The following is a 25942-nucleotide window of genomic DNA, read 5'->3' on the forward strand; positions in this document are numbered from 1 at the left end:
TGCCCGGGCTTTTCAGCTGCTGCGAGGAAAACACCGTATTTGGCTGACAGACACTGCCATCCTCTGGTGCTGCAATGGTTGCCGACTCATCCAATTCAGCGGCCCAGAGACTAGAACGTTTAGCGACTGCTCCAATGGGTAGAAGTCTTCCGTTCAACCTTGGGCCCGATGGCCTGAAAGTGGAAGCAATGACGCAATCGCATGGCAAACCCATCGCTAGAAACATCACCGTAGCGATCCTGGTCCTGGTTACCTTGTTTCTGGTGGCGGGCGGGGGATGGTTGATCGCGCTGGGGGGCTCGGCCTACTACTTGGTCGCAGGCCTGGTGATGGCCCTCATCACCTGGTGGTATGCGCGTGATCGCGTAGCTAGCCTGTGGCTCTATGCCTTGCTGCTGCTTGCCACGATCGCATGGGGCATCTGGGAGTCGGGGACCGATTTCTGGGCGCTGACGCCGCGATTGGATATCTGGTTTGTGCTGGGCCTGTGGCTGCTGCTGCCCTGGGCGAGCCGGCGGCTGGGCCAAAGCGCGGGCGCGAAATCGCTGCTCTCGCTCGGCCTTGTGGCGGTGCTCGCCGTGCTGGGCACGAGCTGGTTCAATGATCCGCAAGAAGTCAATGGCAGCCTGGCGCGCGCGCCATCGGCGCAGAAAACGCCGGTGGCTGGCGTGGCCGATGCCGACTGGCCCGCTTATGGCCGCACCCAGGCGGGTGTGCGCTACTCGCCGCTGGCGCAGATCAACGATGGCAATGTGAGCAAGCTCCAGCTGGCCTGGAAGTACCAGACGGGCGACTTCAAGGGCGATGACGACTCGGGCGAAACCACGGCGGAGCTGACCCCTATCAAGGTGGGCAACCGCATGTTCATCTGCACGACCCACCAGTTCCTCGATGCGCTCGACCCCGCAACCGGCAAGCGCCTCTGGCGTTTTGACCCCCAGCTCAAAGCCGACCGCACCTTCCAGCATCTGACCTGCCGAGGCGTGTCCTACTACGACAGCGCCAACGTCGAGGGCAATAGCGCCAGCGTGCAAAAGAACCTGACCCAGGCCTCTGCCGAATGCCCCCGCAAAGTGATCCTGCCGGTCAACGATGGGCGCCTGTTCGCGGTGAACCCGGACACTGGCAAGCCTTGCAGCGACTTTGGCAACCAGGGCCAGGTGGATCTGCAGGCCAATATGCCGTTTCCCTACCGTGGCGGTTACAACCCCACCTCGCCCCCGGTGGTGACGGGCTCGACGATCGTGATTGGCGGCTCGATCACCGACAACCTGTCCAACGCAGAGCCCTCGGGCGTGATCCGCGGCTATGACGTCAATACCGGTGCGCTGCGCTGGGTGTTCGATACCGGCGCCGAAGACCCGAACCAGATGCCGGGCGAGAAAGGCGAGTTTGTGCACAACTCCCCCAATGCCTGGGCGCCACTCGCCTATGACGCCAAGACCGACATCGTCTACGTGCCGACCGGCGTGGGAACGCCCGATATCTGGGGCGGCGACCGGACCGCGTTGAAAGAGCGCTATGCCAACTCGATGCTGGCCCTGGATGCCAGCACCGGCAAGCTGGTCTGGAACTTCCAGACTACCCACCATGACCTCTGGGACATGGATGTGCCCTCGCAGCCCTCGCTGGTCGACCTCAAGCGCCCCGATGGCACAACGGTGCCCGCCATCTATGTGCTGACCAAGACCGGCCAGCTGTTTGTGCTCAACCGGCTGAACGGCGAAGCCATCCTGCCGGTGACCGAAAAACCGGTGCCGCAAAGCGTCAAGCGCGGCCCGCAAACCAAAGGCGAGCATTATTCGCCGACGCAGCCCTTCTCGCCGTTGAACATGGGCCCGCACGAGAACCTGACCGACAAGAACATGTGGGGCGCCACCATGTTCGACCAACTGATGTGCCGGGTGATCTTCCACCGCCTGAACTACGAGGGCATCTACACGCCGCCGTCGGAAAACGGCACCTTGGTGTTTCCCGGCAACCTGGGGATCTTTGAATGGGGCGGCATGTCGGTGGACAGTGATCGCCAGGTCGCGTTCATGAACCCGCTGGGCCTGCCCTTTGTCTCGCGCCTGATCCCTGCAGACCCGAACCGCCCACGCACCGAAAAAGGCGCCGGCACCGAGCAAGGCGTGCAGCCCATGTACGGCACGCCGTATGGCGTGGAGCTCAATGCCTTTCTGTCACCGCTGGGCCTGCCCTGCAAGGAACCCGCATGGATGACCGTCGCGGGTGTGGACCTCGCCACCCATGACGTCGTGTGGAGAAAGCGCGTGGGCACCATCCGCGACAGCCTCCCCAAGCTGATGCAGCTGCCGCCCATCAAGGCGGGTGTGCCCGGCCTGGGCGGCCTGATCTCCACCGGCGGCAATCTGATGTTCATCGGTGCAACGCAGGACAACTACCTGCGCGCGTTCAACGCCAGCAATGGCGATCTGCTCTGGCAGGCACGCCTGCCAGCGGGCGGCCAGGCCACCCCCATGACCTACGACATCGGCGGCAAGCAGTATGTGGTCATCATGGCTGGCGGGCATGGCTCGTTCGGCACCAAGATGGGCGACTCGCTGATGGCCTATGCGCTGCCGGATTGATGGGCAGACGGATGGGGAGCCGTCGCCAAAAGCAGCGCTCCCCAACGCATAAAAAAGGGCCGCGCAACCCATGACTGCGCGGCCCTTTGCATTGGTAAAAATGCGGCTTAGTCGATCCGTGCAATCACCGCACCGGCCGCCTGGTAGCTGCCTGCGTCCACCTTCAGGCTGATGCGGCCAGCGCGGGGGGCGTTGATCTGCATTTCCATCTTCATGGCTTCCATCACGGCGATCAGCTCGCCCTCCTGCACGCTGGCGCCATCAGCGACCTTCCAGGTCGTGAGGGTGCCGGCGGAGGCAGCGGTGACGGCCTTCTCATCCACGGCCGCTTCCACGGGCGCTGGGGCCGCGCCAGGGGCCGACAGGCCCGACAGCAGGGAGGCGGGCAGGCCCAGCATCACGCGGCGGCCGTCGAGCTCGATGGCGACGCGCTGCAGGCCAGCGGTGGCGGCAGGCTGGGGACGGGTTTCGGGCTGGGCATCCCACTGGGGCATCAGCTCGGTTTCGATCCAGCGGGTGTGCACGCCAAAGTGCTCGCCGTTGATGAAGTCGGCATGCGCCATCACCGCTTCGTGGAACGGCAGCACGGTCGGCACGCCTTCGATCTTGAACTCCTTGAGCGCGCGGCGTGCACGTTGCACGGCCACTTCGCGGCTGGGGCCCCAGACGATCAGCTTGGCCAGCATCGAATCGAACTGGCCCGCCACTTGCGAGCCGGATTCCACACCGCTGTCCACACGCACGCCGGGGCCCGATGGGGCCTCGAAGCGGGTCACCAGACCAGGGGCGGGCAGGAAGCCACGGCCCACGTCTTCGGCATTGATGCGGAACTCAAAGGCATGGCCGTGGGGTGCGGGCACTGCCGTATCGGCCAGCACTTCACCTTCGGCCACGCGGAACTGCAGGCGCACCAGGTCGGTACCGGTGGTCTCTTCGGTCACCGGATGCTCCACCTGCAAGCGGGTGTTGACCTCCAGGAACGAGATCGCGCCGCCTTGGCTCAGCAGGTATTCCACCGTGCCGGCACCCACGTAGCCCGCAGCCTGGCAGATCTCGCGGGCCGATTGGTGGATGCGCTCGCGCTGCGCGTCGGTGAGGAATGGCGCAGGCGCCTCTTCGACCAGCTTCTGGTTGCGACGCTGCAGCGAGCAGTCGCGCGTGCCCAGCACCCGCACATTGCCGTGCTGGTCGGCCATCACCTGGGCTTCGATGTGGCGGGGCTTGTCCAGGAACTGCTCGACAAAGCACTCGCCACGGCCAAAGGCCGTGACCGCCTCGCGCACCGCCGCGCCATACAGCTCGTCGATGTCCTCGGCCTTCCAGATCACCTTGATGCCACGGCCACCACCGCCGAACGCGGCCTTGACCGCAATCGGCAGACCATGGTCCCGCGCAAAGGCATGCACTTCGGAGACATCCTTGACCGGCTCGGGCGTGCCCGCCACCAGCGGGGCACCGACGCTCAGCGCCAGCTTGCGCGCCTGCACCTTGTCGCCCAGCTGCTCGATGGCCGAAGGCGGTGGGCCCACCCAGGTCAGGCCGGCACCGATCACCGCGCGGGCAAAGGCGGCGTTTTCGGACAGAAAGCCATAGCCTGGATGCACGGCATCTGCACCGCTTTTTTGCGCCACTGCGATCAGCTTGGCGATGTCCAGATAGGTCTCTGCCGGGCGCTGGCCTTCGAGCGCATAGGCCTCATCGGCCATGCGCACATGCAGGGCGTCGATATCGGCGTCGGCGTACACCGCCACGCTCTTGAGGCCGTGGTCCGTGCAGGCACGGATGATGCGGACGGCGATCTCGCCTCTATTTGCAATCAATACTTTTTTCATGGCTGAGACTCCGAGCAACCAAACAACGACAGAGAAGCGAGATCGCCGCAGCCTGCTGCGCAGGCACTGCAATGTAGAGAAACCGCCGCTGCGCGTCGGTTTTCGCCACGGTTTGCAATCAACACTTGATTCATAGCTATATCCATTCAAGAACGGGGCGCGCAGGCCCTGTTCCACATTCAGCCCACCATGTCCGCAAAGGGCGCCAGGGGGCGGAATTGCAACCAGCCACCGACGGGCACTTGCGCGGCCAGGTCCAGGTGGTAGGAAGCAATGCAGGCGATGACCGGGTAACCACCGGTCAAGGGGTGGTCGGCCAGAAACAGCACGGGCTGGCCACTGGCGGGCACCTGGATGGCGCCCAGGGCCGTGCCCTCGCTGGGCAGCTCCTGGGTTTGGCTGCGCACCAGAGCCGCTTCACCGGCCAGGCGCAAGCCCACGCGGTTGGACTGGGGGGTAACCTGCCAGCGCTGCGCAGCAAACAGGGCCACGGCCTCGGGGGTGAACCAGTCGGTGCGCGGGCCCATGACGACATCGAGCACCACGGTCTCACCGGCCTTGGGCAGCGCAGGCGGGTTCTCATCAGCGGCTTCCACGGCTGCGGCATCGCGCGCATCGCCCACGGCCAGGGTCTGGCCGGTGGCCAATGCGGCGGGGCCAATGCGGGCCAGGGTATCGGTGCTGGTGCTGCCCAGCACGGGCTCGACCAGCCAGCCGCCGCGCACTGCCACATAGCTGCGCACGCCGCTGTCGGGCTCGCCCAGCTGCAGCACATCGCCATCGTTCAAGGCAATGGCCGCATTGCGTGCGGCCTGCCAGGCAGCGCCGCTGGCGCTGCGCACGGTCAAGGGGCCGGTGGCGCCAGTAACGGCCACCACGGTGGCACCCAGGCTTTGCAATTGCAGGCCTGCGGCGACCGATTCGAGCACCGACAGCCGCGCAGCGTTGCCCACCAGGCGGTTGGCACGGCGCATCGCGCCCTGGTCCAGCGCACCGGCGGCCGATACGCCCTGGCCGGCCTGGCCGGCACGGCCGGCATCCTGCACCAGGGTTTGCAGGCCGGTGGCACGCACGCGCATGCCGGCGCCGGTGTGCTCCGTCGCTGCCGGGACCTGGGCTTGCACAGCGGATTGCTGCTGGAGCAAGGCCTGGCCCGCAGCGGTGCTGGCGTCGACAAAGCGCACCAGCATGCCCGGCTGTAGCAACGCAGGCGGGTTGCGCAGCAGGTCCCACATGGGCACATCGGTGCGGCCCAGCAGCTGCCAGCCGCCGGGGGTGTCATTGGGGTAGACGGCGCTGAAGGTGCCGGCAATGGCCACCGAGCCCGCAGGCACCTTGGTGCGCGGCGTGCTACGGCGCGGCACGTTCAGGCTCGGGTCGCCCCCGGTCAGATAGGCAAAGCCGGGCGCAAAGCCGCAAAAGGCCACGCTGTAGTCGCTGCCGCTGTGGCGGCGAATCAGCTCGGGCACATCAATGCCCAGGATCTGCGCCACATCGGCCAGGTCCTCGCCGTCGTAGTGCACCGCAATCTCGACACGCTGGCCGGCGCTGCGCGCCTGGCGGCCCAGCTGCAGCGCAGCCATGTGGCGCTGCAGGTCGGCCGCGCTGGTCTGCCAGCGGTCAAAGGCGATCAGGATCGTGCGCGCAGCGGGCACCAGCTCCTGCACGCCAGCGGGCAGCTCAGCCTGCAAAGCAGCCAGCAGGTCCAGGGTGTGCTCCAGGTCCTGCAGCTCCACCAGCATGCTCTGGTCGCTCACCGGCAAAAAGCGCATCGTGCGTTCGTCGCTCATGCGCCCGCCTTGTCCATGAAGGAGCGGATCTGCACGCCAGCGGCCTGCAGGTGCTCACGCACCGCCTGGGCCATCGCCACCGCGCCGGGGCTGTCGCCGTGCACGCAGATGGAATCGGCCTGCACCTCGACCACCGAGCCATCATTGGCCTGCACCGTGCCCTGCTGCACCAGCTGCAGCATGCGCTGGGCAACCATCTCCGGGTCGTGCAGCACGGCACCGGGCTCGCGGCGCGATACCAAGGTGCCTTGCGGGGTGTAGCCCCGGTCGGCAAAGGCCTCGGCGATCACCGTCAGACCTGCGTCACGCGCCCATTGCATCAGCGGCGAGCCTGCCAGCACCACCAGCGCCAGCTGGCCGCCCACGGCCTGCATGGCCTCGATCACGGCAGCGGCCTGGCGGCGGTCCTGGGCGATGGTGTTGTACAGCGCGCCATGGGGTTTGACATAGCGCACCGTCGTGCCTGCCGCAGCGGCCAGGCCTTGCAGCGCGCCAATCTGGTAGATCACATCGCTCACCAGGTCGGCATGAGCCACATCCATGTTGCGGCGGCCAAAACCGACCAGGTCGCGGTAGGCCACATGGGCACCAACCACGACATTGTTGGCCTTGGCTTTTTTCAAGGTATCGAGAATGCCAGCCGGATCGCCTGCATGAAAACCGCAGGCCACGTTGGCGCTGCTGACGATGGACAGCATGGACGCATCGTCGCCCATGGTCCATGCACCCAGGCTTTCGCCCAGATCGCTGTTCAAATCCATGGTGAGGGACATGGTGCTACCTTTCTTGTTTCTATCAATGGAGTTGGCCTGCGCTCAGCTGCAGATCCTGCTGCTCTGGATCATGCCGCAGCACGGCCGCAATCAGCGCTTCAATACCCTTGCACTGCGTCTCCACCGCCATGCTGGGGGCGCCCGGCAGCGCTGCGGCCATCTCGGGCAGGTAGGGCACATGCACAAAGCCGCCGCGCGTCTGTGCCCAGGCGGGCACGGTGTTCAGGCGGTGCATCAGGCCGTAGAAGACATGGTTGCAGACAAAGGTGCCTGCGGTGTTGCTCACCTCGGCGGGCACACCGGCTGCGCGCATCGCAGCCACCGCCTGCTTGATGGGCAGGCGCGCAAAATAGGCCGCAGGGCCATCGGCGGCCACCGCCACATCAATGGGTTGCTGGCCGGCGTTGTCGGCAATGCGGGCATCATCGACATTGATGGCCACGCGCTCGATCGACAAGGCCGTGCGGCCGCCAGCCAGGCCCAGCGCAATCACCAGGCTGGGCTGGTGCTGCTGCAAGGCGGCGTCCAGCGCCTCCAGCGCTTTGCCAAACACACAGGGCAGCTGCACGCCGACGATGCGCGCAGCGCCGATTGCCTTGCCATCGAGCCTGCGGGTCACTTCCCACGCGGGGTTGAGGGGGGCTTTGTCAAAGGGCTCAAAGCCCAGCACCAGTACGGTTGCGTCAGTCATGCAGAAGTCCTGTGGTTGCGGCGATCAGTGGTTCATCAAAAAGTACAGCAAAAACACATTGCAGACCAGGATGCCCAGTGCCGTGGGCACCTGCGCCTTGATCACCGCATTGCGGTCCGGCAGCTCCAAGAGCGCCGCCGGCACAATGTTGAAGTTCGCCGCCATCGGGGTCAGCAAGGTGCCGCAGTAGCCCGAGAGCATGCCAATGGCCGCCATGATGGCCGGGTCACCGTGGTACACATTGATCAGCACCGGCACGCCCACGCCGCCCGTCATCACCGGGAAGGCGGCAAAGCCATTGCCCATGATGACCGTGAACAGCGCCATGCCGACAACGTACACCACCACGGCCACAAAGCGCAGGTCCATGTTGATGTAGGTGGTGGTCACATGGGCCACGGCCTTGCCAACGCCGGCGTCCGAGAACACCAGACCGAGCATGCCCAGCATCTGCGGCAGCACCATGGCCCAGCCCATCGCATCGACCAGGCGGCGCGATTCGCGCAGCGATTGCACCGGCGATTCGCGGGTCATCTTGCAGGCCATGGCCGCACCGATGATGCAGCCCAGTGCCAGGCTTACCAGGGTGGCGTTCTTGGGGTCGATCAGGAAGTTGCCGCCGATCTTGAAGTCCTTGAGCAGCACGCTGCCGATCACGGTCACCACAGGGATGGCCAGCGCCGGCACAAACAGCTTGTTCTTCAGGCGCAGAGCGCTTTCCTTGTTCTCGGCATCGCTGCGCACTTGCGGCTTGCCGCCGCCCACGCCCTTGACCAGCACGATGAGCGCCAGCACGATCACGCCGGCACCGACCACTTCAGGCGGCATCTTGTCGCCCAGCAGGAACATGACCGCGTACAGGCCCCAGAACAGGCCGGTGGTCCAGCGCTTGGGGTTGCTGGCATCGAGCAGGTTGAAGACGGCCACGGCCGCCATGACCAGGCCGGCGAGCCAATAGACTTGGGTGATGCTGAAAATCATGCTGCACCTCCTTCACGGGTGGTCGATGCTGCGGCAGGCGCGTTGGCCATTTCCTTGGCGATGTACTGGTCCAGACGACGCAGGCGGTAGGCATGGATCAGGAACGCGCAGATCGCCGTAGGGATGCCCCAGACGGCCACATGGATCGGCTCGACATCGATGCCCGCTTCATGCAGGAAGGTGGTCATCAGCACAATCGCACCGAAGGCCACAAAAATGTCTTCACCAAAGAACAGGCCGACGTTGTCGGTGGCGGCGCTGAAAGCGCGCAGGCGGTAGCGCAGCGCTTCGGGCAGCTTGCCGTAGCGGGTTTCGGTCGCACCTTCAGCCATGGGGGCCAGCAGTGGGCGCACCATCTGGGGGTGGCCACCCAGGCTGGTCAGGCCGATGGCGGCGGTCAGCTGGCGCGCGCCCAGGTAGACGATCAGCAGGCGGCCGGTGGTGGCCGACTTGATGTGGCCGATCCAGTTTTGCGCATGTTGGCGCAGGCCATGGCGCTCCAGCAGGCCGATCACGGCCAGCGGCAACACCAGGATGAGCGGCAGGTTGCGGGTTTTGACAAAACCCGTGCCCAGCTCGGCCAGCACTTTTTGCAAGGGGAAACCCGCCAGCGCAGCGGTGACGAGCGCCGTCACGACCACCACCACAAAGGGATTGAAACGCAGGACGAATCCCACGATGATGACGGCTCCCCCGAGGAGCGGCCAGAGGTTGACGATTGAGCTGTCCATGACAATACAAGGTTTGTTATAGGCACGGTTCCCAAGGACTGGGTACCGCATAGTTTTTGTTCAACAACCCATCAATTTCATCAATGCGAAATTTTAATTTGTTGAACAATACAAAAGTTTAGCCAAACAAAACAAGCTTTCTTATCGGGAAAACCCGTACACATCTGCTTTCAAATAGCGATGTAGGCGAAATTCTCGTCTTTATGGCGAAGAAAATCGCCACAGTGACCGATTCAGGCGCTGGGGGCAATGCGCTGGGCCGGGCCACAGGCCGCCGCTATCATGTGTGTCAATCTCTGACTACCTGCGATCGCCATGAATGTTGCACTGCCTACTCTCTCGCTCAATGACCGCGTGGCCGAGCAGATTCGCGACCGCATCGTGCGTGGTGAATTCCAGCCCGGATCACGCCTCTCGGAGGTGGCGCTGAGCGAAAGCCTGGAGATCTCGCGCAACACCTTGCGCGAGGTGTTCCGCCTGCTGACCAAGGAAGGGCTGCTGCGCCATCTGCCCAACCGGGGCGTGTTTGTCGCCATCCCGTCGATGGCCTCGATCATGGACATCTACCGCGTGCGCCGCATGATCGAATGCCAGGCGCTGCAGCAGGCCATCCCGCAGCACCCGGCACGCAAAGAGATGCGCGAAGCCGTCGCCGCGCAAAAGCAGCTGCGCGAGGCTGGCCGCTGGGTGGAGGTGGGCACCGGCAATATGCGCTTTCACAAGGGCGTTGTGGCACTGGCCGACAGCGAACGGCTCAACACCATGTTCTCGCACCTGCTGGTGGAGCTGCGCCTGGCTTTTGGCATGCTGGGCGATGCCGAGTTCATGCATGCGCCGTACATCGACCTCAATGCCCACATCCTGGAGCGCTTCGAAGCCGGGGAAATGGAGCAGGCGGCCAAGCTGATGCATGACTACCTGACCCATTCCGAGCGCGTGCTGCTCAGCGTCTATGCCCGCCGCATGAGCGATGCGGGCATGGTGCTGTAAGCACAGCCGCTTTAAAAGCCGCCCCTGGGTGGGGCGCCCCGTTCAGGCCTCTGCAGGGTAGAACAGCTTGCGCGCCGTGGCGCTTTGCACCGCCTGGGCAATCGCGCCAATGTGGTCGGGCGTGGTGCCGCAGCAGCCGCCCACGATGTTGACCAGGCCTTCAGCGGCAAACTCGTGCACCAGGCGGCTGGTGATCTCGGGCGTCTCGTCAAAGCCGGTATCGCTCATCGGGTTGGGCAGGCCGGCATTGGGGTAGCAGCTGATGAAGGTGTCGGGCGCGGCCTTGGCCAGCTCCTGCACATAGGGGCGCATCAGGGTGGCGCCCAGCGCGCAGTTCAGCCCGATCGACAGCGGGTTGGCATGGCGCACGCTGTGCCAGAAGGCCGTCACCGTCTGGCCCGACAGAATGCGGCCCGAGGCATCGGTGACGGTGCCGCTGATCATGATCGGCAGCAGCTCGCCGGTCTGCTCAAAGGCCTCGTCCACCGCAAACAGCGCCGCCTTGGCATTGAGCGTGTCAAAAATCGTCTCGACCAGGATCACATCGGCGCCGCCTTCGATCAGCGCCAAGGTCTGCTCCAGGTAGGCCTGGCGCAGCGCCTCAAAGGTCACATTACGCGCGCCCGGGTCGTTCACATCGGGGCTGATCGACGCCGTCTTGGGCGTGGGGCCCAGCGCGCCGGCCACATAGCGCTTATGGTCCGGGGTGCTGTACTTGTCGCAGGCCGCGCGCGCCAGCTGGGCGCTCTTGAGGTTCATCTCATAGGCCAGATCGGCCATGTGGTAGTCCTCCTGGGCAATCGTCGTCGCGCCAAAGGTATTGGTCTCGATCAGATCGGCGCCAGCGGCCAGGTATTTCTCGTGGATGTCGCTGATCACGTCGGGGCGCGTCAGCGACAGCAACTCGTTGTTGCCCTTGACGTCGTAGGCAAAGTCCTTGAAGCGCTCACCCACGCTGCCCGGGCCGCTATAGCCTTCACCCCGGTACTGGGCCTCGCCCAGCTTGAAACGTTGGATCATGGTGCCCATTGCGCCATCGAGAATGACGAGGCGCTTGGCCAGGGTGGCGGGCAGTTCTTGGGCTCGGGTATAGCGGGGCAGTGACATGGCGGCCATTGTAGGGCGGCCGCCCGCCAGGCGTGGCGCCCAGGCGTTATTTGCCATACCGGCGCTGGTTGTATGGCGCCCGGTTGCTGCGGGGCCTCTACAGCACATCTGCAGCGCTTCTACAGCGCAATTGCAGGGCATCCGCACCACAAAACCGCCCGTTACCGCCCCACAAACCCCGCCCTGCCGTTGCTGCGCCCCAAAACGCGCACAATAGCGCTTTGCGCCTGCGCCCGGGCTCCGTGTCTGGGCGACTGCTTCTGGCCCGTTGACGATACCCCGCTTGCGCGGCCCTCCCAGGGGGCTGGCACAGCTGCCTTCTCTAGCAATTTGTGACTTCCCTCGCCCACACCGTCTTGCAAGATGCCTTTGGCTATGCGCATTTTCGCGGCTCGCAGCAAGCCATTGTTGACCATGTGATTGGCGGCGACGATGCGCTGGTGCTGATGCCCACCGGCGGCGGCAAAAGCCTGTGCTACCAGATCCCGGCCATCGTGCGCCAGCAGCAGGGCCACGGCACCACCATCGTCATCTCGCCGCTGATCGCGCTGATGCACGACCAGGTCAGCGCCATGCACGAGATCGGTGTAGACGCGGCCTTCCTCAACTCCACCTTGGATTACGACCAGACCCGCGATGTGGAGCTGCAGCTGATGTCGGGCGGCATCACCTTGCTGTATGTGGCGCCCGAGCGGCTCAACACCCCGCGCTTTCTGGGCCTGCTCGATGAGCTGCATGCCATGGGCAAGCTGGCCCTGTTCGCGATTGACGAGGCCCATTGCGTCAGCCAGTGGGGGCATGACTTTCGGCCCGAGTACCGCGAGCTGACCGTGCTGCACCAGCGCTATGCCGGTGTGCCGCGCATTGCGCTCACCGCCACGGCCGATGCGCTGACCCGCGCCGACATCGTCGAGCGCATGCAGCTCGAATCGGCGCGCGTCTTTATCAGCAGCTTTGACCGCGCCAACATCCGCTACACCATCGTCGAGAAAAAGGACGCCACCGCCCAGCTGCTGCGCTTTATCGAGCGCGAGCACGATGGCGACGCCGGCGTGGTGTATTGCCTCTCGCGCAAAAAGGTCGAAGAGGTCGCGCAATCGCTGTGCGATGCCGGCATCAACGCCCTGCCCTACCATGCCGGCCTGGGCGCCGAGCTGCGCCAAAAGAACCAAAGCCGCTTTCTGCGCGAAGAAGGCATCGTGATGGTCGCCACCATCGCGTTCGGTATGGGCATCAACAAGCCCGATGTGCGCTTTGTCGCCCATGTGGACATGCCCAAGAACATCGAGAGCTACTACCAGGAAACCGGCCGGGGCGGGCGCGACGGCCTGCCCGCCGATGCCTGGATGGCCTATGGCTACCGCGACGTGGTCAGCCAGCGCAGCATGATCGACGAAAGCCCGGCGGGCGACGCCTTCAAGCAGGTGATGCGCGGCAAGCTCGATGCGCTGCTGGGCCTGGCCGAAGCCACCGACTGCCGGCGCGTGCGCCTGCTGGCCTATTTTGACGAGGTCTACGGCCAGGGCGGCGACTACGACTCGGCCCACCCCGAGGCCTCCGCCGCATCCGCCGAGAAGGCGCCGCGTTATCGCTGCGGCAACTGCGACAACTGCCTGAGCCCGCCCAAGACCTGGGACGGCACCGATGCCGCGCGCAAGCTGCTGTCCACCATCTACCGCGCCCATTCGGCCAGCCAGATCACCTTTGGCGCCAGCCATATCCTCGACATCGTGCGCGGCAAGGAAACCGACAAGGTGCGCCAGTTCGGCCACCAGCAGCTGAGCACCTTTGGCCTGTGCCAGGACTACACCGAACCCCAGCTGCGCGGCGTGCTGCGCCAGTTGCTGGCCATTGGGGCCCTCGCCACCCACAAGGTGCAGACCGAGGCCGGCTACAGCTTCGAGACACTCACCCTGTGTGATGGCTCACGCGCCGTTCTGCGCGGCGAGCAAACCGTGGAGCTGCGCGAAAGCACCGCCGAGCGCAGCCCCAGCAAGCGCCAGCGCAGCACCAAACCCGCCGTTGCCGCACAAAACCTGGGCCCCGACGAGCAGGTCCGCTTCATCAACCTCAAGGCCTGGCGCACCGAAGTGGCCAAGGAGCACAACGTGCCCGCCTACGTGGTCTTCGCCGACGCGACGTTGGCCGCCATCGCCCAGCGCAATCCGCAGAGCCTGGACGAGCTGCAGGGGGTAAGCGGGATTGGGGTGAAGAAGCTGGAGGCGTATGGGGAGGCGGTGTTGAAGGTGTGTAGCAGCCTCTAATCTCAAACATTGTTGTTGCAATGCAAACAAAGTAAAACCCAAGCTTCCATTTTGTAAAGCCATGCTCTAATGCCGTTTTAATTGTTGAAAACTATTAACCAACGGACGGACATATGCTGAAAAAATGGATTGCGATCGGCGCCCTGCTGGGCTCCAGCCTGGCCCAGGCCTATATGCCCCAATCGGGCACCTGGGTGGTTACCAGCGAACTCAATGGCAAGCCCGGTCGCGGCCTGGCCATCGATGTGCAGAACCAGACCCTGGTCATGCAAATGTATGCCTACGACGCCAGCGGCAATGCCACGTTCTACCTGACCTCCGGCGCCTACAAGAACAACCAGTATTCCGGCACCTTGAACAAATACCGGGGCGGCCGCTACCTGGGCAGCAACGAACGCATCGGCCAGGACAATGGCAACGATGGCGTCGTGTCGATGCGTTTCGAGTCTGGAACCAAGGGCTACATCAAGTTCCCGGGCGAAGCAGAAAAGGAAATCTCGCGCTTTAGCTTCGGCTATGACAAGAGCCCGCAGAGCCTGTTTGGCATGTGGCTGTTCACGCCGTTGGGAACCAGCAATCCCCGCTCGGATGTCGTCTATCTGGAAAAGCAGGCTGCAGGAAGCGGCTACGGCACCGGCTTTGTCACGACCGCCGACAACCGTTTCGCTTGCGAAAATGTGACCAGTGGCCCGAATGCAGGCTTGGTGGTGTGCATCAAGTTCAACATCGCCGATCGCGTCGAACAGGTCTATTACTTTGATTACAAGGTCAATGACGGCGAGGGCTATACCGGAACCTCGGCAGCCACCGCAACCAACCTGCTGATTGTGCGCCGCCTGACCACCAGCAATGATGACGGTACCGGGATCACGTTCAAGAACGCAGAAAGCACGGCACCCGCAGATCTCGATGCACTGCGCCAGGCTTTTGAAGCTGTCGTGGCTGAGCCTATCGAGCAATAAATCCCAACAGCACTTCTCATCTTAAGAAGCCAGCAGCCACCCAGGCAGGGTGCTGCTGGCTTTTTTGCTGGCGAGCAAATCGCTCATCCATCGCATCGCGATGACTCGCGACTACCAGCCCAGCGCTACACTCAGCCCCCATGCCCCCCACCACCCCTGCCCGCCTGTCCATCCGCGCCCTGCAAAGCCCCATCAGTGGGCCCTGCTCGCTGGAGCTGGGGGCGGGCGAATGCGTGGCGGTGATGGGGGCATCGGGGGCGGGTAAATCGGTGCTGCTGCGGCTGATTGCCGACCTCGACCCGGGCAGTGGCGAGGTGCTGCTCAACGGCCAGCCGCGCAGCGCCTTCAGCGGCCCGGCCTGGCGCCAGCAGGTGATGTACCTGGCGGCAGAGCCCGCCTGGTGGGGGCCAACGGTGATGGAGCATTTCCCGCCGGGCTCGCAGCCGGCGCTGCTGGAGATGGCCAGCGCGCTGGGGCTGCGCCAGGGCTTTGTCGATATTCCGCTGACCCAGCTGTCGACCGGCGAGCGCCAGCGCCTGGCCTTGCTGCGCGGGCTGTTGCGCAGGCCCCAGGTGCTGCTGCTCGATGAGCCCACGGCGGCGCTTGATGAAACATCGGTGGCTGCGGTCGAGCAACTGCTGCAGCGCTGCCAGCAGCAGGGCCTGAGCCTGCTGTGGGTGACCCATTCGCAGGCGCAGGCCGCGCGCGTGGGCCAGCGCTGCATGCAATTGCTAGACCACCAGCTGCGGCCGATGGAGGCCGCGCAATGAACACGGCGATCCATCTGCAACCCAGCGATTTGCTGGTGGGCGCAGCACTGGTGCTGGCCGCCGCTGCCGCATCCTGGGCCATGCGCCTGCAGCTGCAGCGCCAGGTGCTGTGGGCATCGCTGCGCATGGCCGTGCAGCTGCTGCTGGTGGGCTATGTGCTGCGGCTGGTGTTCCAGCAGGCGCACCCGGGCACCACCCTGGTCGTCGTGCTGGTGATGATTGCCGCTGCCGCGCGCGAGGTGGCGGTGCGGCCGCACCAGCGGCTGGCCGGCGGGGGCAACTACCGCATTGCCGGGCTGGTGGTGGCGCTGGCCAGCCTGTCGACCGTGGTGCTGGCGCTGATGACCGCCGTGCGGCCCGATCCCTGGTTTGATGCGCGCTATGCAATACCGCTGATGGGGATTGTGCTGGGCAGCGTACTCAATGCCGCCAGCCTGGGGCTGGACAGCTTTTTTGATGGTGTGCGCACGGGCCGCGCTGCGATCGAGGCCCAGCTGGCATTGGGTGTGTCCTTCCGCCGCGCCCTGGCACCGCACACCCGCGCCGCTATCCGCCGGGGGCTGATCCCCATCATCAACCAGATGTCGGCTGCGGGATTGATCACCTTGCCGGGCATCATGACCGGCCAGATCCTGGGCGGCATGGACCCGCTGGAAGCGGCCAAGTACCAGATCCTGTTGTTGCTGCTGCTGACCTTTGCCGGCGCGCTGGCCGCAGGCGGCAGCGTGCTGCTGGCCGCCCGTGCGCTGGGCGATGAGCGCCAGCGCCTGCGGCTGGACCGGCTGAACACCACGCCCTGATCGGCTTTGCCATGGGCTGGCTCCATTCATAGAATGGGCAAGCACATCTGGGAGAGCAGCCATGGCAGAGCGCGACAAGGACAACCTGGTGGATGAGCTGGTCGACTACGACCCGCTGGGCAGCGATCCGGCGTTGCAGGCCGCCCTGGCACGCGCGCAGGCCCAGGCCTGGCTGCCGGGCCTGCAGCAACACGCCCGCACCGTGGGCAGCAGCGCCTTTGCGCAATGGGCCGACCAGGCCAACCGCCACCCGCCGCAGTTGCAGCCCTGGGATGCACGGGGCCGGCGCATCGGCCAGGTGGAATTTCACCCCGCATGGCACCAGGTGCTGGCGCACTACCGCGCGCAGCAACTGATCGATATGCCATTTGCCGGCACACCCGATGCCGATTCACCTGCAGCCGCCCCACGCGGCCGCTGGAGCGCCTGGGCCGCCGGCTTTTACCTGCATGGCCAGGCAGAAGCGGGCAGCCTCTGCCCCGCAACGATGACGACGGCGGCGATCCCGGTACTGCGCAAGGAACCGGCCCTGTGGGCGCAGATAGAACGCGGCATCACGAGCGCCAGCCATGACGCGCGCGATGCGCCGCTGGCAGACAAGACGGCCCTGTGGGTGGGCATGGGCATGACCGAAAAACAAGGTGGCTCGGACGTGCGCAGCAACACCACCGTGGCCTACCCGCTGGATGCCACAGGTGGCGGGCGCGGCGCGGCCTACCGGCTGCAAGGCCATAAATGGTTTTATTCGGTGCCCATGGCCGATGCGCACCTGGTGGTGGCGCGCATGGCCAGCAGCGCCGCCGACGCCCAGGCACTGCAGGCACCGCTGGCCTGCTTTTGGGTGCCGCGCTGGCAGCCCGATGGCACACGCAACCATGTGCTGGTGCAGCGCCTCAAGGACAAGGTCGGCAACCGCAGCAATGCCAGCAGCGAGGTGCTGTTTGACGACGCCTATGGCGTGCTCGTGGGCGAGGAAGGCCGGGGCATTGCCACCATCATGGAGATGGCCACGGTCACGCGGCTGTGCTGCGTGCTGGGCAGCAGCGCGCTGCTGCGCCAGTCCACTGTGCAGGCGCTGTGGTCGGCCCGGCACCGCCAGGCCTTTGGTGCGGCTTTGGTGGAGCAACCGCTGATGCAGTCGGTGCTGGCCGACCTGGCGCTGGAGAGCGAGGCAGCGCTGCTCTTGGCCATGCAGCTGGCGCAGGCCTTTGAGGGCAGCAGCGCCCCGGGCCAGACGACCGCACAGGCCTGGCAGCGCGCCATGACGCCAGCGGCCAAGTTCTGGGTCTGCAAACGCACCATTGCCTGCAGCGCCGAGGCCATGGAAGTGATGGGCGGCAATGGCTATATCGACAGCTCGGCGCTGGCGCGCATCTACCGCGAAGCGCCGGTCAATTCGATCTGGGAGGGCTCGGGCAATGTGATGTGCCTCGATGTGCTCAAGGCCCTGCAGCGCGAGCCTGACATGCGCGACGCGCTGTGGCTGGACTTGCAGCGCATGGCAGCCGATGACGCCCCCATCCAACAAGCGCTGGCGCGCCTGCAAGGCCAGTGGCAGGCGATGGCGCAAGACGCCTGGGCGCAGCAGGCGCAGGCGCGCCAATGGGTGCAGCAGCTGGTGCTGGTGGCGCAGGCGGGCCTGATGCGGCAGCACGCAGCGCCCGCCCATACCGATGCCTTTGTCGCCAGCCGCCTGGGGCCGCATGCCTGTTTGGGCGTGCTCGGTGCTTCTCCGCTTGCCAGGGCGCAAATCAGCGCTATCCTCAGCGCCAGTCTGCAGTTGCAAAAATGATCGGAAAGTAGCCATGGCAGTCAGCGTGTTTGATTTGTTCAAGATCGGTATCGGGCCCAGCAGCTCACACACGGTCGGCCCGATGCGCGCCGCGCATGCCTTTGTGCAGCGCCTGCAACGCCAAGGCCAGCTTTCGCAGGTGGCCCGCCTGCGCTGCCAGCTGTTCGGCTCCCTGGGCGCCACCGGCATCGGCCACGCCAGTGACCGTGCGGTGATCCTGGGCCTGGCCGGCCATGCGCCCGATACGGTGGATGTGAATGCCATCGATGCGCTGATTGCCGAAGTCCACAGCACCGGGCAGCTGCTGCTCAATGGCGAGCAGCGCATCGTGTTTGACCCGGCCACCGACCTGCTCTTGATTGGCGAGGTCAGCCTGCCCTTCCACCCCAATGGCATGCGCTTGGAGGCCTGGGATGCGCAGCATGGGCTGGTCGACGCGCAGGCCTACTACTCGGTGGGCGGGGGCTTTATCGTCAGCGAAGAGGCCGCCTACGATGCCGAGCGCCAGCAGGCGATTGCGCCCGACACCGAGGTACTGCCCCTGCCCTTTCACAGCGCCGCGCAGCTGCTGCAGCTGGCGCAGGACCAGCAGCAGCCGATTGCGCAGATCATGCGCACCAATGAACGCCACTGGCGCGCCGATGCCGACATCGACAGCGGCCTGCTCAAGATCTGGCAGGCCATGCAGGACTGCGTGCAACGCGGCTGCCGCACCGAAGGGCGGCTGCCCGGGGGGCTCAACGTCAAACGCCGTGCGGCCGGCTTTTACCAAGGCCTGACCCAGCATGCCCACGGTGCCAGCACCGATCCGCTGGAGGTGATGGACTGGGTGAACCTGTTTGCACTGGCCGTGAACGAGGAAAACGCCGCCGGCGGCCGGGTGGTGACCGCGCCCACCAATGGCGCCGCAGGCATTGTGCCGGCCGTGCTGCACTACTACTGGCGCTTTGTGCCCGGCGCCAGCGAGGCCGGCGTGGTGGACTTTTTGCTGACCGCAGGCGCGATCGGCATGCTGTACAAAGAGAATGCCTCGATATCGGGCGCCGAAGTGGGCTGCCAGGGCGAGGTGGGCGTGGCCTGCTCGATGGCGGCAGCGGGCCTGTGCGCGGTGATGGGCGGCAGCCCAGCGCAGGTGGAGAATGCCGCCGAGATCGGCATGGAGCACCACCTGGGCCTCACCTGCGACCCGGTTGCCGGCCTGGTGCAGGTGCCCTGCATCGAGCGCAATGCGCTGGCCGCCGTCAAGGCCATCAATGCCGCCCGCATGGCCTTGCGCGGCGATGGCTCGCATGTCGTGAGCCTGGACAACGTGATCGCCACGATGCGTGCCACCGGCGCCGACATGATGAGCAAGTACAAGGAGACCTCGCTGGGCGGGCTGGCCGTGCACATCGTCGAGTGCTGATCTCAAGCGACGGGCACCAACCTGGGTGACAAGCCGGGCCTTGCGCACGGGGGGTGGCCGACCCCAGCGCCTACAATCGCGCCATGGCTATGCATTTTGACTTGGTAGATCTGCGCCTCATGGTGCATGTGGCAGACGCGAACAGCATGACGCGGGGGGCCGAGCTGTCGTTCATCTCGCTGCCGGCGGCCAGCACCCGCATCAAGAACCTGGAAGAGAGCATGGGCGTCAAGCTCCTGTACCGCACCAGCCAGGGCGTGACCCTGACCCTGCCGGGCCAGGCCTTTGTGCAGCATGCGCGCACCGTGCTGGGCCAGATCGAGCACTTGCGCGGCGACATGCAGGAGTACGCGCGCGGCATCAAGGGCCATGTGCGCGTGTTTGCCAACACCACGGCGCTGGGCGAGTTCCTGCCCCCGGTGCTGCGCGCCTACCTGCGCAAGCACCCCGATGTGGACATCGACCTGCGCGAGCGCCTGTCCAACGACATCATCCGCGCCGTGGGCGAAGGCCAGACCGATATCGGCATCGTCGCCGGCCAAGTGCGCACCGAGAGCCTGGTCGCGATGCCCTACCGGCGCGACCGCCTAGTGCTCGTCGTCTATGCCGACCATGCCCTCGCCCGCCGCAAGGCGGTGGCCTTTGGCGACACCCTGGAGTACGACTACATCGGCCTGCATGAATCGAGCGCCATCCACGCGTTCTTGCGCCAGCACAGCGACCTGCTGCACCGCCCGATCAAGCAACGCATCCAGGTGGGCAATTTCGAAGCGGCCTGCCGCATGATCGAAGCGGGCGTGGGCATCGGCATCCTGCCCGAATCGGCTGCCCGCCGCCATGCGCGCAGCATGGACATCCGCATCATCAGCATCTCGGACGAATGGTCCAACCGCGAGATGCAGATCGTCGTGCGCAACCTCGAATCGCTCCCCTCCTTTGCGCGCGAGCTGGTGGAGCTGCTGGTCGAAGATGGTGCCAGCGGCGACGAAGGCCTGGGCGATACGGACAGCGACAACGAACAGGTGCCCACCAGCAACTAAAAGGGCGCAAGGGGCCCGCACTGCGTCAAAAGCTGCCACAAAGCTCACGCCAGTGCGCGGCTTCGCCTGGCGCGTCATGCAGGCGGTAGGCAGCGGGCCTGCGCAGCGCTATGCTGTGGCATCCCTTTTGTTGAGCCTGGACACCCCATGACTGCTATCTGGAAAAAGCCCATTTCGCTGGATGCGCTGCGCGACAAGGCGCGCAATACGGCGATTGAACACCTGGGCATCGAATACCTGGAAATCGGCGACGACTACCTGGTCGGCCGCGTGCCGGTGGACCACCGCACGCACCAGCCCTTTGGACTGCTGCATGGCGGCGTCAGTGTGGTGCTGGCGGAGACGCTGGGATCGGTTGGCGCGCTGTTCTCGTCGCCCGAAGGCTGGCGCTGCGTGGGGCTGGACATCAATGCCAACCATATCCGCGGTGTGCAAAGCGGCTGGGTCACCGGCACCGCCAAGCCGGTGCATATCGGCCGCATGACCCAGGTCTGGCAGATCGACATGGTCAACGATGAGGGCAAGCTGACCTGCGTTTCGCGCATCACGATGGCGATGCTCGAAGACGCCGCTTAAGGCCTTCTTCAGTTGCGGTAGGCCACGCGCGCCAAGGCCCGCGCCAGCTCCCAGGCCGGGTCGACCAGCGGCAGGCCTTGCACGCTGGCCGCGCCTGGCAGCGCCAGCGGTATTTCGGTGCAGCCCATGATGAGCGGCACATCGCCATGGCGGGCGCGCATGGCCTGGGCCACGGCGGCAAAATCGGCGCGCGCCTGGTCCATGCGGTCGGCCTTCACACCCTGGTAGATGCCGCGCATCAGCAGTTCGCGCTCAGCCTCTTGCGGCAGGTGTACGGTGATGCCGCAGGCGGCCAGCGCCTGGTCGTACAGGCCGATGCGGTAGGTGCCTTGTGTGGCCAGCAGCATGCAGGCCTGCTGGCCTTGCTGTTGCAGGCCCTCGGCCACTACGCGCGCAATGTGCAAGAGCTGCAGCTGCGGGTAGGCCTGCTGCAGGCGCCCATGCCAGGCATGGGCAGTATTGCAGGCCACGGCCACCGCCTGGGCGCCCACCGCCTGGAGCTTGTCCAGGCCCTGGCACATCATCGCGAAGGGGTCTTCTGCAGACTCGGGCGCCAGCAGCGCGGCGCTGCGGTCCGGTACCGGCAACTGGGCCAGCCAATGCGTGGGGTAACCCTGGTCGGTAACAGCGGCGCCGCTGGCCCGCAAATGGTCTGCGCAGGCCTGTACAAACAGGCGCACAAAATCAGCGCCCGCTGCCGGGCCCATGCCGCCCAGAATGCCTACGGTGGAAAGCGTCATGCCGAACTCCAGAGAAAATGAAAAATGGCCCGTTGCCGGGCCATTGCAGTGCGTGCCGTGCACGACACGGGATTGTCCATCAGATCGCAGGCTTGTCGCTTTGCGCCGTCAGATTGTCCTTGAGTTCCTTGTTCATCGGCAGACCCAGCGCCTGGTTCTTCGGTGGGATGGGTTGCATGAACCACTTGTCGTACAGCTTGGTGAACTCACCGGACTTCATCATGCCGCCGATGACGCCATCGACGATCTTCTTGAAGGCAGGATCGTCCTTGGGCAGCATGCAGGCATAGGGCTCGACTTGCAGCGCATCGGCCACCACTTCGTAGGCCGCAGGGTCCTTGGAGTTGGCCTTCAAGCCGTACAGCAGGATGTCATCCATCGCAAAGCCGGCAGCGCGGTCGTTTTCCATCAGCAAGAAGCCGTCGGAATGGTCCTTGGCCAAGGTGATGTTGATGTCCAGCTTCTGGTCGGCGCTGTACTTGCGCACCACAGGCAGGTTGGTGGTGCCGGTGGTGATCGCCAGCGTCTTGCCCTTCAGGTCGGCCCAGCTGTTGATGCCCGAGCTCTTCTTCACCGCCACGCGGGTGCCGGTGTAGAAGTAGTTGATCGCGAAATCCACGTCCTTGTTGCGGGCGCTGTTGTTGGTGGTGGAGCCGCATTCGAGCACGATGGTGCCGTTCTGGATCAGCGGAATGCGGTTGGCCGAGGTGACCGACTGCCATTTCACTTTCAGGTCGGGCTTGCCGATTTCCTTGCGCACGGCATCGGCCACGGCGTTGGAGATGTCCACCGAGAAGCCAATGGCGTTCTGGCCACCGGAGAGGTAGCTGAACGGCACCGAGGATTCGCGGTAGGCGAACGTGATTTCGCCCGAATCCTTGGCCTTGGCCAGCACATCGGCAAAGGCCGAGGGCAGGCAGGCAACGGCAGCGGCAGCACAGACCAGCGACTTAACAAACTTCATGGTGAACCTCCTTGAATCAATCAATGCAAACAGTGTAGAAACCAGCGCTTTGTTCCAACAATGCCTTTTTGGGACAGGCCCATAACGCTTGGTTATGGTGCATGGCATACCGCAAAGGTGAAGAACCGCTGTACCTATAAGCAAACGGCATGCCTGTTGCCCATTTTGCTATGCGACAGCCTGAATTCAAGCGCCTATATTTAAGGGTTTTCAGGGGGTGTTCCATGCAGGTATGCATTCTGGGTGCGGGAATTGTGGGTTTGGCGGCCGCCTATGAGCTGCACCAAGCTGGGCACCAGGTTACGGTGGTTGACAAAGCCTCACATGCGGGCAGTGGCACCAGCATGGGCAATGGTGCGCAGCTGAGCTACAGCTATGTGCAACCCTTGGCCGACCCTGCCATCTGGAAGCAGCTGCCCAAGCTGCTGTTCAGCAGCGACTCGCCGCTCAAGTTCCGCCTGCAGGCCGATCCCCAGCAGTGGAAATGGGGCCTGGCTTTTCTGGGCGCCTGCAATGCCGACCGGTCTGCGGCCAGCACCCGCACATTGCTGCAGCTGGCCGCCGTCAGCCGCCAGCGTTTTGAGGCCATGCAGACCGAGGTGGGCGGCGACTGGGACTACAGCAGCACCGGCAAGCTGGTGCTCTACCCCAGCGAGGCCGCCGTGCAGTCGGCGCGCCACCAGCTCGAGGTGCAAAGCCAGCTGGGCAGCGCGCCCCAGCGCATCGTCAGCGCCGATGAAGCTGTCGCGCTGGAGCCCGCGCTGGCCGCCTACCGCAGCCAGTTTGCCGGCGCCGTGCACACGCCCAGCGAGTGCGCCGCCGATTGCTACCAGGTCTGCCGCCAGCTCGAAGACTGGCTGCGCCAAAAAGGGGTGAAGTTCATCATGGACACCCCCATCCACAGCCTGCGCCGCGAAGGCGGCAAGATCGTCGCGCTGGAGACGGCGCAGGGCGACATCGTGGCCGACCACTTCATCGTGGCGCTGGGCGTGGACAGCGTGGCGCTGTGCAAGCCGCTGGGCGTGGATCTGCCGGTCTACCCGCTCAAGGGCTACAGCATCACCCTGGATGTGGCAGCAGCCGGCCACAAGGCACCGACGGTGAGCATCACCGACAGCGCACGCAAGGTGGTGTTTGCGCGCATTGGCGAGCGCCTGCGCGTGGCCGGCATGGTGGAGCTGGTGGGCCACGACCTGCGCATTCCGCAGGACAAGATCAAAAGCCTCTGCGCCTCCACCGAAGCGGTGTTTCCCGGCTGCAGCGATTTTGTGCAGGTCCAGCCCTGGGCCGGCCTGCGCCCTGCCACGCCGACTGCCGTGCCGATTGCGCAATCGGCAGGCGCGGGCAATTTGTGGATCAACACCGGCCACGGCGCGCTGGGTTTTACCTTGGCGTTTGGCACGGCGGCACAGCTGGCTTACGAGATCGGCCAGGCTGCCTGAACCGCACAATCGCGCAATGGCGCTGCGGCTTACAGCTGCGCCGCCAGCACCTTCTGCATCTCGCGCGTGATCGCCTTGACCAGCAGTGATTGCGGCTGCGAGACCGCGCGGATCGCATTGACCGGCACCTGCAGGCCGGGCACCAGCGGCAGCACATCGACCTTGCTCGCGTCGGCCGACAAGGCGGTGCAGCCATCGACCATGGCCACACCCAGGCCGTGGTGGGCCATGGCCAGCGCCGTGTGGTAGGTCTGCACGGTCACATAGTGGTTCAAACCGGCGCTCGATTCCCGCGCCAGCTGGCTCAGCAGCATGCCAATCGGGTCCTGCGCATCGAGGCTGATGGTGGGCACACCGGTCAGGTCATCGAGCGAGAGGCTGCCCGCGCGCAGCTTGAAGGGCGGCAGCATGCCCTTGGGCACCACGCAGACCATGGGCACGCGGGCGAGGTTCTCCTGCTGCAGGCTGGCCTGCTGCACATTGCTCAGCACAAAGCCGACATCGGCCTCCTGCATCATCAGCGCCGAGACGATCTGCGGCGAATGCAGCGACTGCAGGCTGACGCTGACATGCGGGTGCTTTTGCTTGAACTGCGCCAGCGCCCGGGGCAGCACCTCGTGGCCCAGCGCCAGCACGCTGGCAATGCGCAGCGAATCGCTGTCGCGGCCCTGGCGCAGGCTGTCAGCGAGGCGCTGCACCTCTTCGAGCTGGGCAAACAGCTTTTCCATGTGCGGCAGCAAGGCCAGCGCCTCGCTGGTCGGCGCCAGCCGCCCCTTGCTGCGCTGGAACAGCGCAAAGCCCAGCTGCAGCTCCGCATGCTGCAGGGTGCGGCTGACGGCCGGCTGCGAGATGTTGATGAGGCGCGCCGCAGCGCTGACGCTGCCGGTGTGCATCACCGCGTTGAAGACTTCGATATGGCGCAGGCGCATGGGCGGGGCCTCGGGGGTCAGCGGCCCGCGCCGATGTTGTTGTCGCCGTGGCTGCCGTGGCCATCATCGGCCTGCATGCGCGCCAGCCGTGCGCTCTTCCAGTACACATCGTCACCGCCATCAACGCGGTTGAGCACGCGGGCCAGCACGAACAGCAGATCGGACAGGCGGTTGAGGTACTGGCGCGGCGCGGGGCGCATGGCCTCGCCCTGCTCCAGCGCCACCACCATGCGCTCGGCGCGGCGCGCCACGGTGCGGCAGACATGGGCCTGCGCCGCCGCACGCGTGCCGGCGGGCAGGATGAATTCGGCCAGGCGCGGCAGCTGCGCGTTGTAGTGCGCCAGTGCAGTGTCGAGCTGCAGCAATGCATCGTCCTTGAGCAGCTCGTAGCCGGGCATGGACAGCTCGCCGCCCAGGTTGAACAGCTGGTGCTGGATATCGATCAGCAGCTCGCGCACATCGGCGGGCAGCGGCTCGCACAGCAGCAGGCCGATGTGGGAGTTGAGCTCGTCGACATCGCCCATCGCCTGGGGCCGGCCGCTGGCCTTGGAGACGCGGCTGTTGTCGCCAAGACCGGTGCTGCCATCGTCACCGGTTCTGGTCGCAATTTGGGAGAGACGGTTGCCCATGGGTAATCCTTGTAAAGCAGCGGTGAACCAGCGCCTATTTTCTGTTACCGGCACAGGAAATATGTAGCCGAGGCAACACTAAGCAAAAATGATAGCAAAACCGGCCGATTCCGGGTTCAATAGAGCCATGTCTGAATGACGAA

At 65.1% G+C, this 25942-nt stretch carries 22 protein-coding genes; 11 read left to right on the forward strand and 11 right to left on the reverse strand.

The window, feature by feature from the left end; genetic code table 11:
- The first annotated feature begins 188 nt into the window (after positions 1-188).
- On the forward strand, positions 189-2591 hold the full coding sequence (locus WH367_RS14865; RefSeq protein ID WP_339536683.1) for a glucose/quinate/shikimate family membrane-bound PQQ-dependent dehydrogenase: 2403 nt from the start codon (positions 189-191) through the stop codon (positions 2589-2591).
- A 107-nt stretch (positions 2592-2698) separates the two neighbouring features.
- Here WH367_RS14865 and WH367_RS14870 read toward each other — a convergent pair whose 3' ends face one another.
- The 6 genes from WH367_RS14870 to WH367_RS14895 all read right to left on the reverse strand — a co-directional run bounded on the left by WH367_RS14870 (position 2699) and on the right by WH367_RS14895 (position 9389).
- Positions 2699-4423: an acetyl/propionyl/methylcrotonyl-CoA carboxylase subunit alpha gene (locus WH367_RS14870; protein WP_021025274.1), complete on the reverse strand. Its 1725-nt coding sequence runs from the start codon at positions 4421-4423 to the stop codon at positions 2699-2701.
- A gap of 179 nt (positions 4424-4602) precedes the next feature.
- Positions 4603-6195, reverse strand: a complete 1593-nt coding sequence (locus tag WH367_RS14875) for a 5-oxoprolinase subunit B/C family protein (protein ID WP_339517146.1) — start codon at positions 6193-6195, stop codon at positions 4603-4605.
- A 14-nt stretch (positions 6196-6209) separates the two neighbouring features.
- Positions 6210-6986, reverse strand: coding sequence for a LamB/YcsF family protein (locus WH367_RS14880; RefSeq protein ID WP_021027881.1), 777 nt, complete (start codon positions 6984-6986; stop codon positions 6210-6212).
- A gap of 22 nt (positions 6987-7008) precedes the next feature.
- The gene (pcp, locus tag WH367_RS14885; RefSeq protein ID WP_339516894.1) at positions 7009-7677 is read right to left on the reverse strand and encodes a pyroglutamyl-peptidase I; all 669 of its coding nucleotides are present in this window, start codon (positions 7675-7677) and stop codon (positions 7009-7011) included.
- Positions 7678-7701: 24 nt separating this feature from the next.
- Positions 7702-8658, reverse strand: a complete 957-nt coding sequence (locus WH367_RS14890) for a DUF979 domain-containing protein (protein ID WP_339516896.1) — start codon at positions 8656-8658, stop codon at positions 7702-7704.
- Positions 8655-9389: a DUF969 domain-containing protein gene (locus WH367_RS14895; RefSeq protein ID WP_339536684.1), complete on the reverse strand. Its 735-nt coding sequence runs from the start codon at positions 9387-9389 to the stop codon at positions 8655-8657. The genes WH367_RS14890 and WH367_RS14895 overlap by 4 nt, the downstream gene beginning before the upstream one ends.
- 315 nt (positions 9390-9704) lie before the next feature.
- Here WH367_RS14895 and WH367_RS14900 point away from each other — a divergent pair, with 315 nt between their 5' ends.
- Positions 9705-10379, forward strand: a complete 675-nt coding sequence (locus tag WH367_RS14900; protein ID WP_312987154.1) for a GntR family transcriptional regulator — start codon at positions 9705-9707, stop codon at positions 10377-10379.
- A gap of 42 nt (positions 10380-10421) precedes the next feature.
- On the opposite strand, the gene WH367_RS14905 is transcribed toward WH367_RS14900, so the two are convergent.
- The gene (locus tag WH367_RS14905; RefSeq protein WP_339536760.1) at positions 10422-11486 is read right to left on the reverse strand and encodes a homocysteine S-methyltransferase family protein; all 1065 of its coding nucleotides are present in this window, start codon (positions 11484-11486) and stop codon (positions 10422-10424) included.
- Between the two features lie 332 nt (positions 11487-11818).
- Here WH367_RS14905 and recQ point away from each other — a divergent pair, with 332 nt between their 5' ends.
- The 8 genes from recQ to WH367_RS14945 all read left to right on the forward strand — a co-directional run bounded on the left by recQ (position 11819) and on the right by WH367_RS14945 (position 21095).
- Entirely contained in the window at positions 11819-13750 is a 1932-nt protein-coding gene (gene recQ / locus WH367_RS14910; protein ID WP_339536685.1) for a DNA helicase RecQ, read from the forward strand.
- Between the two features lie 113 nt (positions 13751-13863).
- Positions 13864-14712, forward strand: a complete 849-nt coding sequence (locus WH367_RS14915; protein WP_021027888.1) for a hypothetical protein — start codon at positions 13864-13866, stop codon at positions 14710-14712.
- Positions 14713-14852: 140 nt separating this feature from the next.
- Positions 14853-15482 (forward strand): ABC transporter ATP-binding protein, encoded by a 630-nt coding sequence (locus tag WH367_RS14920; protein WP_339536686.1) that lies wholly within the window; start codon positions 14853-14855, stop codon positions 15480-15482.
- Positions 15479-16282, forward strand: a complete 804-nt coding sequence (locus tag WH367_RS14925) for an ABC transporter permease (protein WP_339516910.1) — start codon at positions 15479-15481, stop codon at positions 16280-16282. The genes WH367_RS14920 and WH367_RS14925 overlap by 4 nt, the downstream gene beginning before the upstream one ends.
- 61 nt (positions 16283-16343) lie before the next feature.
- Positions 16344-18074 carry an acyl-CoA dehydrogenase family protein gene (locus tag WH367_RS14930; RefSeq protein ID WP_339536687.1) on the forward strand — a complete coding sequence of 577 codons (1731 nt, stop codon included), beginning with the start codon at positions 16344-16346 and terminating at the stop codon, positions 18072-18074.
- A gap of 13 nt (positions 18075-18087) precedes the next feature.
- Positions 18088-19479, forward strand: a complete 1392-nt coding sequence (locus WH367_RS14935; RefSeq protein ID WP_312987175.1) for an L-serine ammonia-lyase — start codon at positions 18088-18090, stop codon at positions 19477-19479.
- A gap of 83 nt (positions 19480-19562) precedes the next feature.
- Positions 19563-20519, forward strand: a complete 957-nt coding sequence (locus tag WH367_RS14940) for a LysR family transcriptional regulator (protein WP_339516915.1) — start codon at positions 19563-19565, stop codon at positions 20517-20519.
- Between the two features lie 147 nt (positions 20520-20666).
- A complete protein-coding gene (locus WH367_RS14945; protein ID WP_339516917.1) occupies positions 20667-21095 on the forward strand; it encodes a hotdog fold thioesterase in 429 nt (142 codons plus the stop codon).
- Positions 21096-21103: 8 nt separating this feature from the next.
- On the opposite strand, the gene WH367_RS14950 is transcribed toward WH367_RS14945, so the two are convergent.
- Both WH367_RS14950 and WH367_RS14955 read right to left on the reverse strand, forming a co-directional pair.
- A complete protein-coding gene (locus WH367_RS14950) occupies positions 21104-21835 on the reverse strand; it encodes an aspartate/glutamate racemase family protein (RefSeq protein ID WP_339516919.1) in 732 nt (243 codons plus the stop codon).
- 79 nt (positions 21836-21914) lie between these two features.
- The gene (locus WH367_RS14955; protein ID WP_021027896.1) at positions 21915-22799 is read right to left on the reverse strand and encodes an amino acid ABC transporter substrate-binding protein; all 885 of its coding nucleotides are present in this window, start codon (positions 22797-22799) and stop codon (positions 21915-21917) included.
- Between the two features lie 224 nt (positions 22800-23023).
- Here WH367_RS14955 and WH367_RS14960 point away from each other — a divergent pair, with 224 nt between their 5' ends.
- Positions 23024-24241, forward strand: a complete 1218-nt coding sequence (locus tag WH367_RS14960; RefSeq protein WP_339536688.1) for a D-amino acid dehydrogenase — start codon at positions 23024-23026, stop codon at positions 24239-24241.
- A 29-nt stretch (positions 24242-24270) separates the two neighbouring features.
- On the opposite strand, the gene WH367_RS14965 is transcribed toward WH367_RS14960, so the two are convergent.
- The gene (locus WH367_RS14965; protein ID WP_021027898.1) at positions 24271-25170 is read right to left on the reverse strand and encodes a LysR family transcriptional regulator; all 900 of its coding nucleotides are present in this window, start codon (positions 25168-25170) and stop codon (positions 24271-24273) included.
- Positions 25171-25187: 17 nt separating this feature from the next.
- A complete protein-coding gene (locus WH367_RS14970) occupies positions 25188-25799 on the reverse strand; it encodes a cob(I)yrinic acid a,c-diamide adenosyltransferase (protein WP_339516925.1) in 612 nt (203 codons plus the stop codon).
- Between the last annotated feature and the right edge of the window lie 143 nt (positions 25800-25942).

The organism is Comamonas sp. MYb21, from assembly GCF_037479395.1.
GTDB lineage: Bacteria > Pseudomonadota > Gammaproteobacteria > Burkholderiales > Burkholderiaceae_C > Comamonas.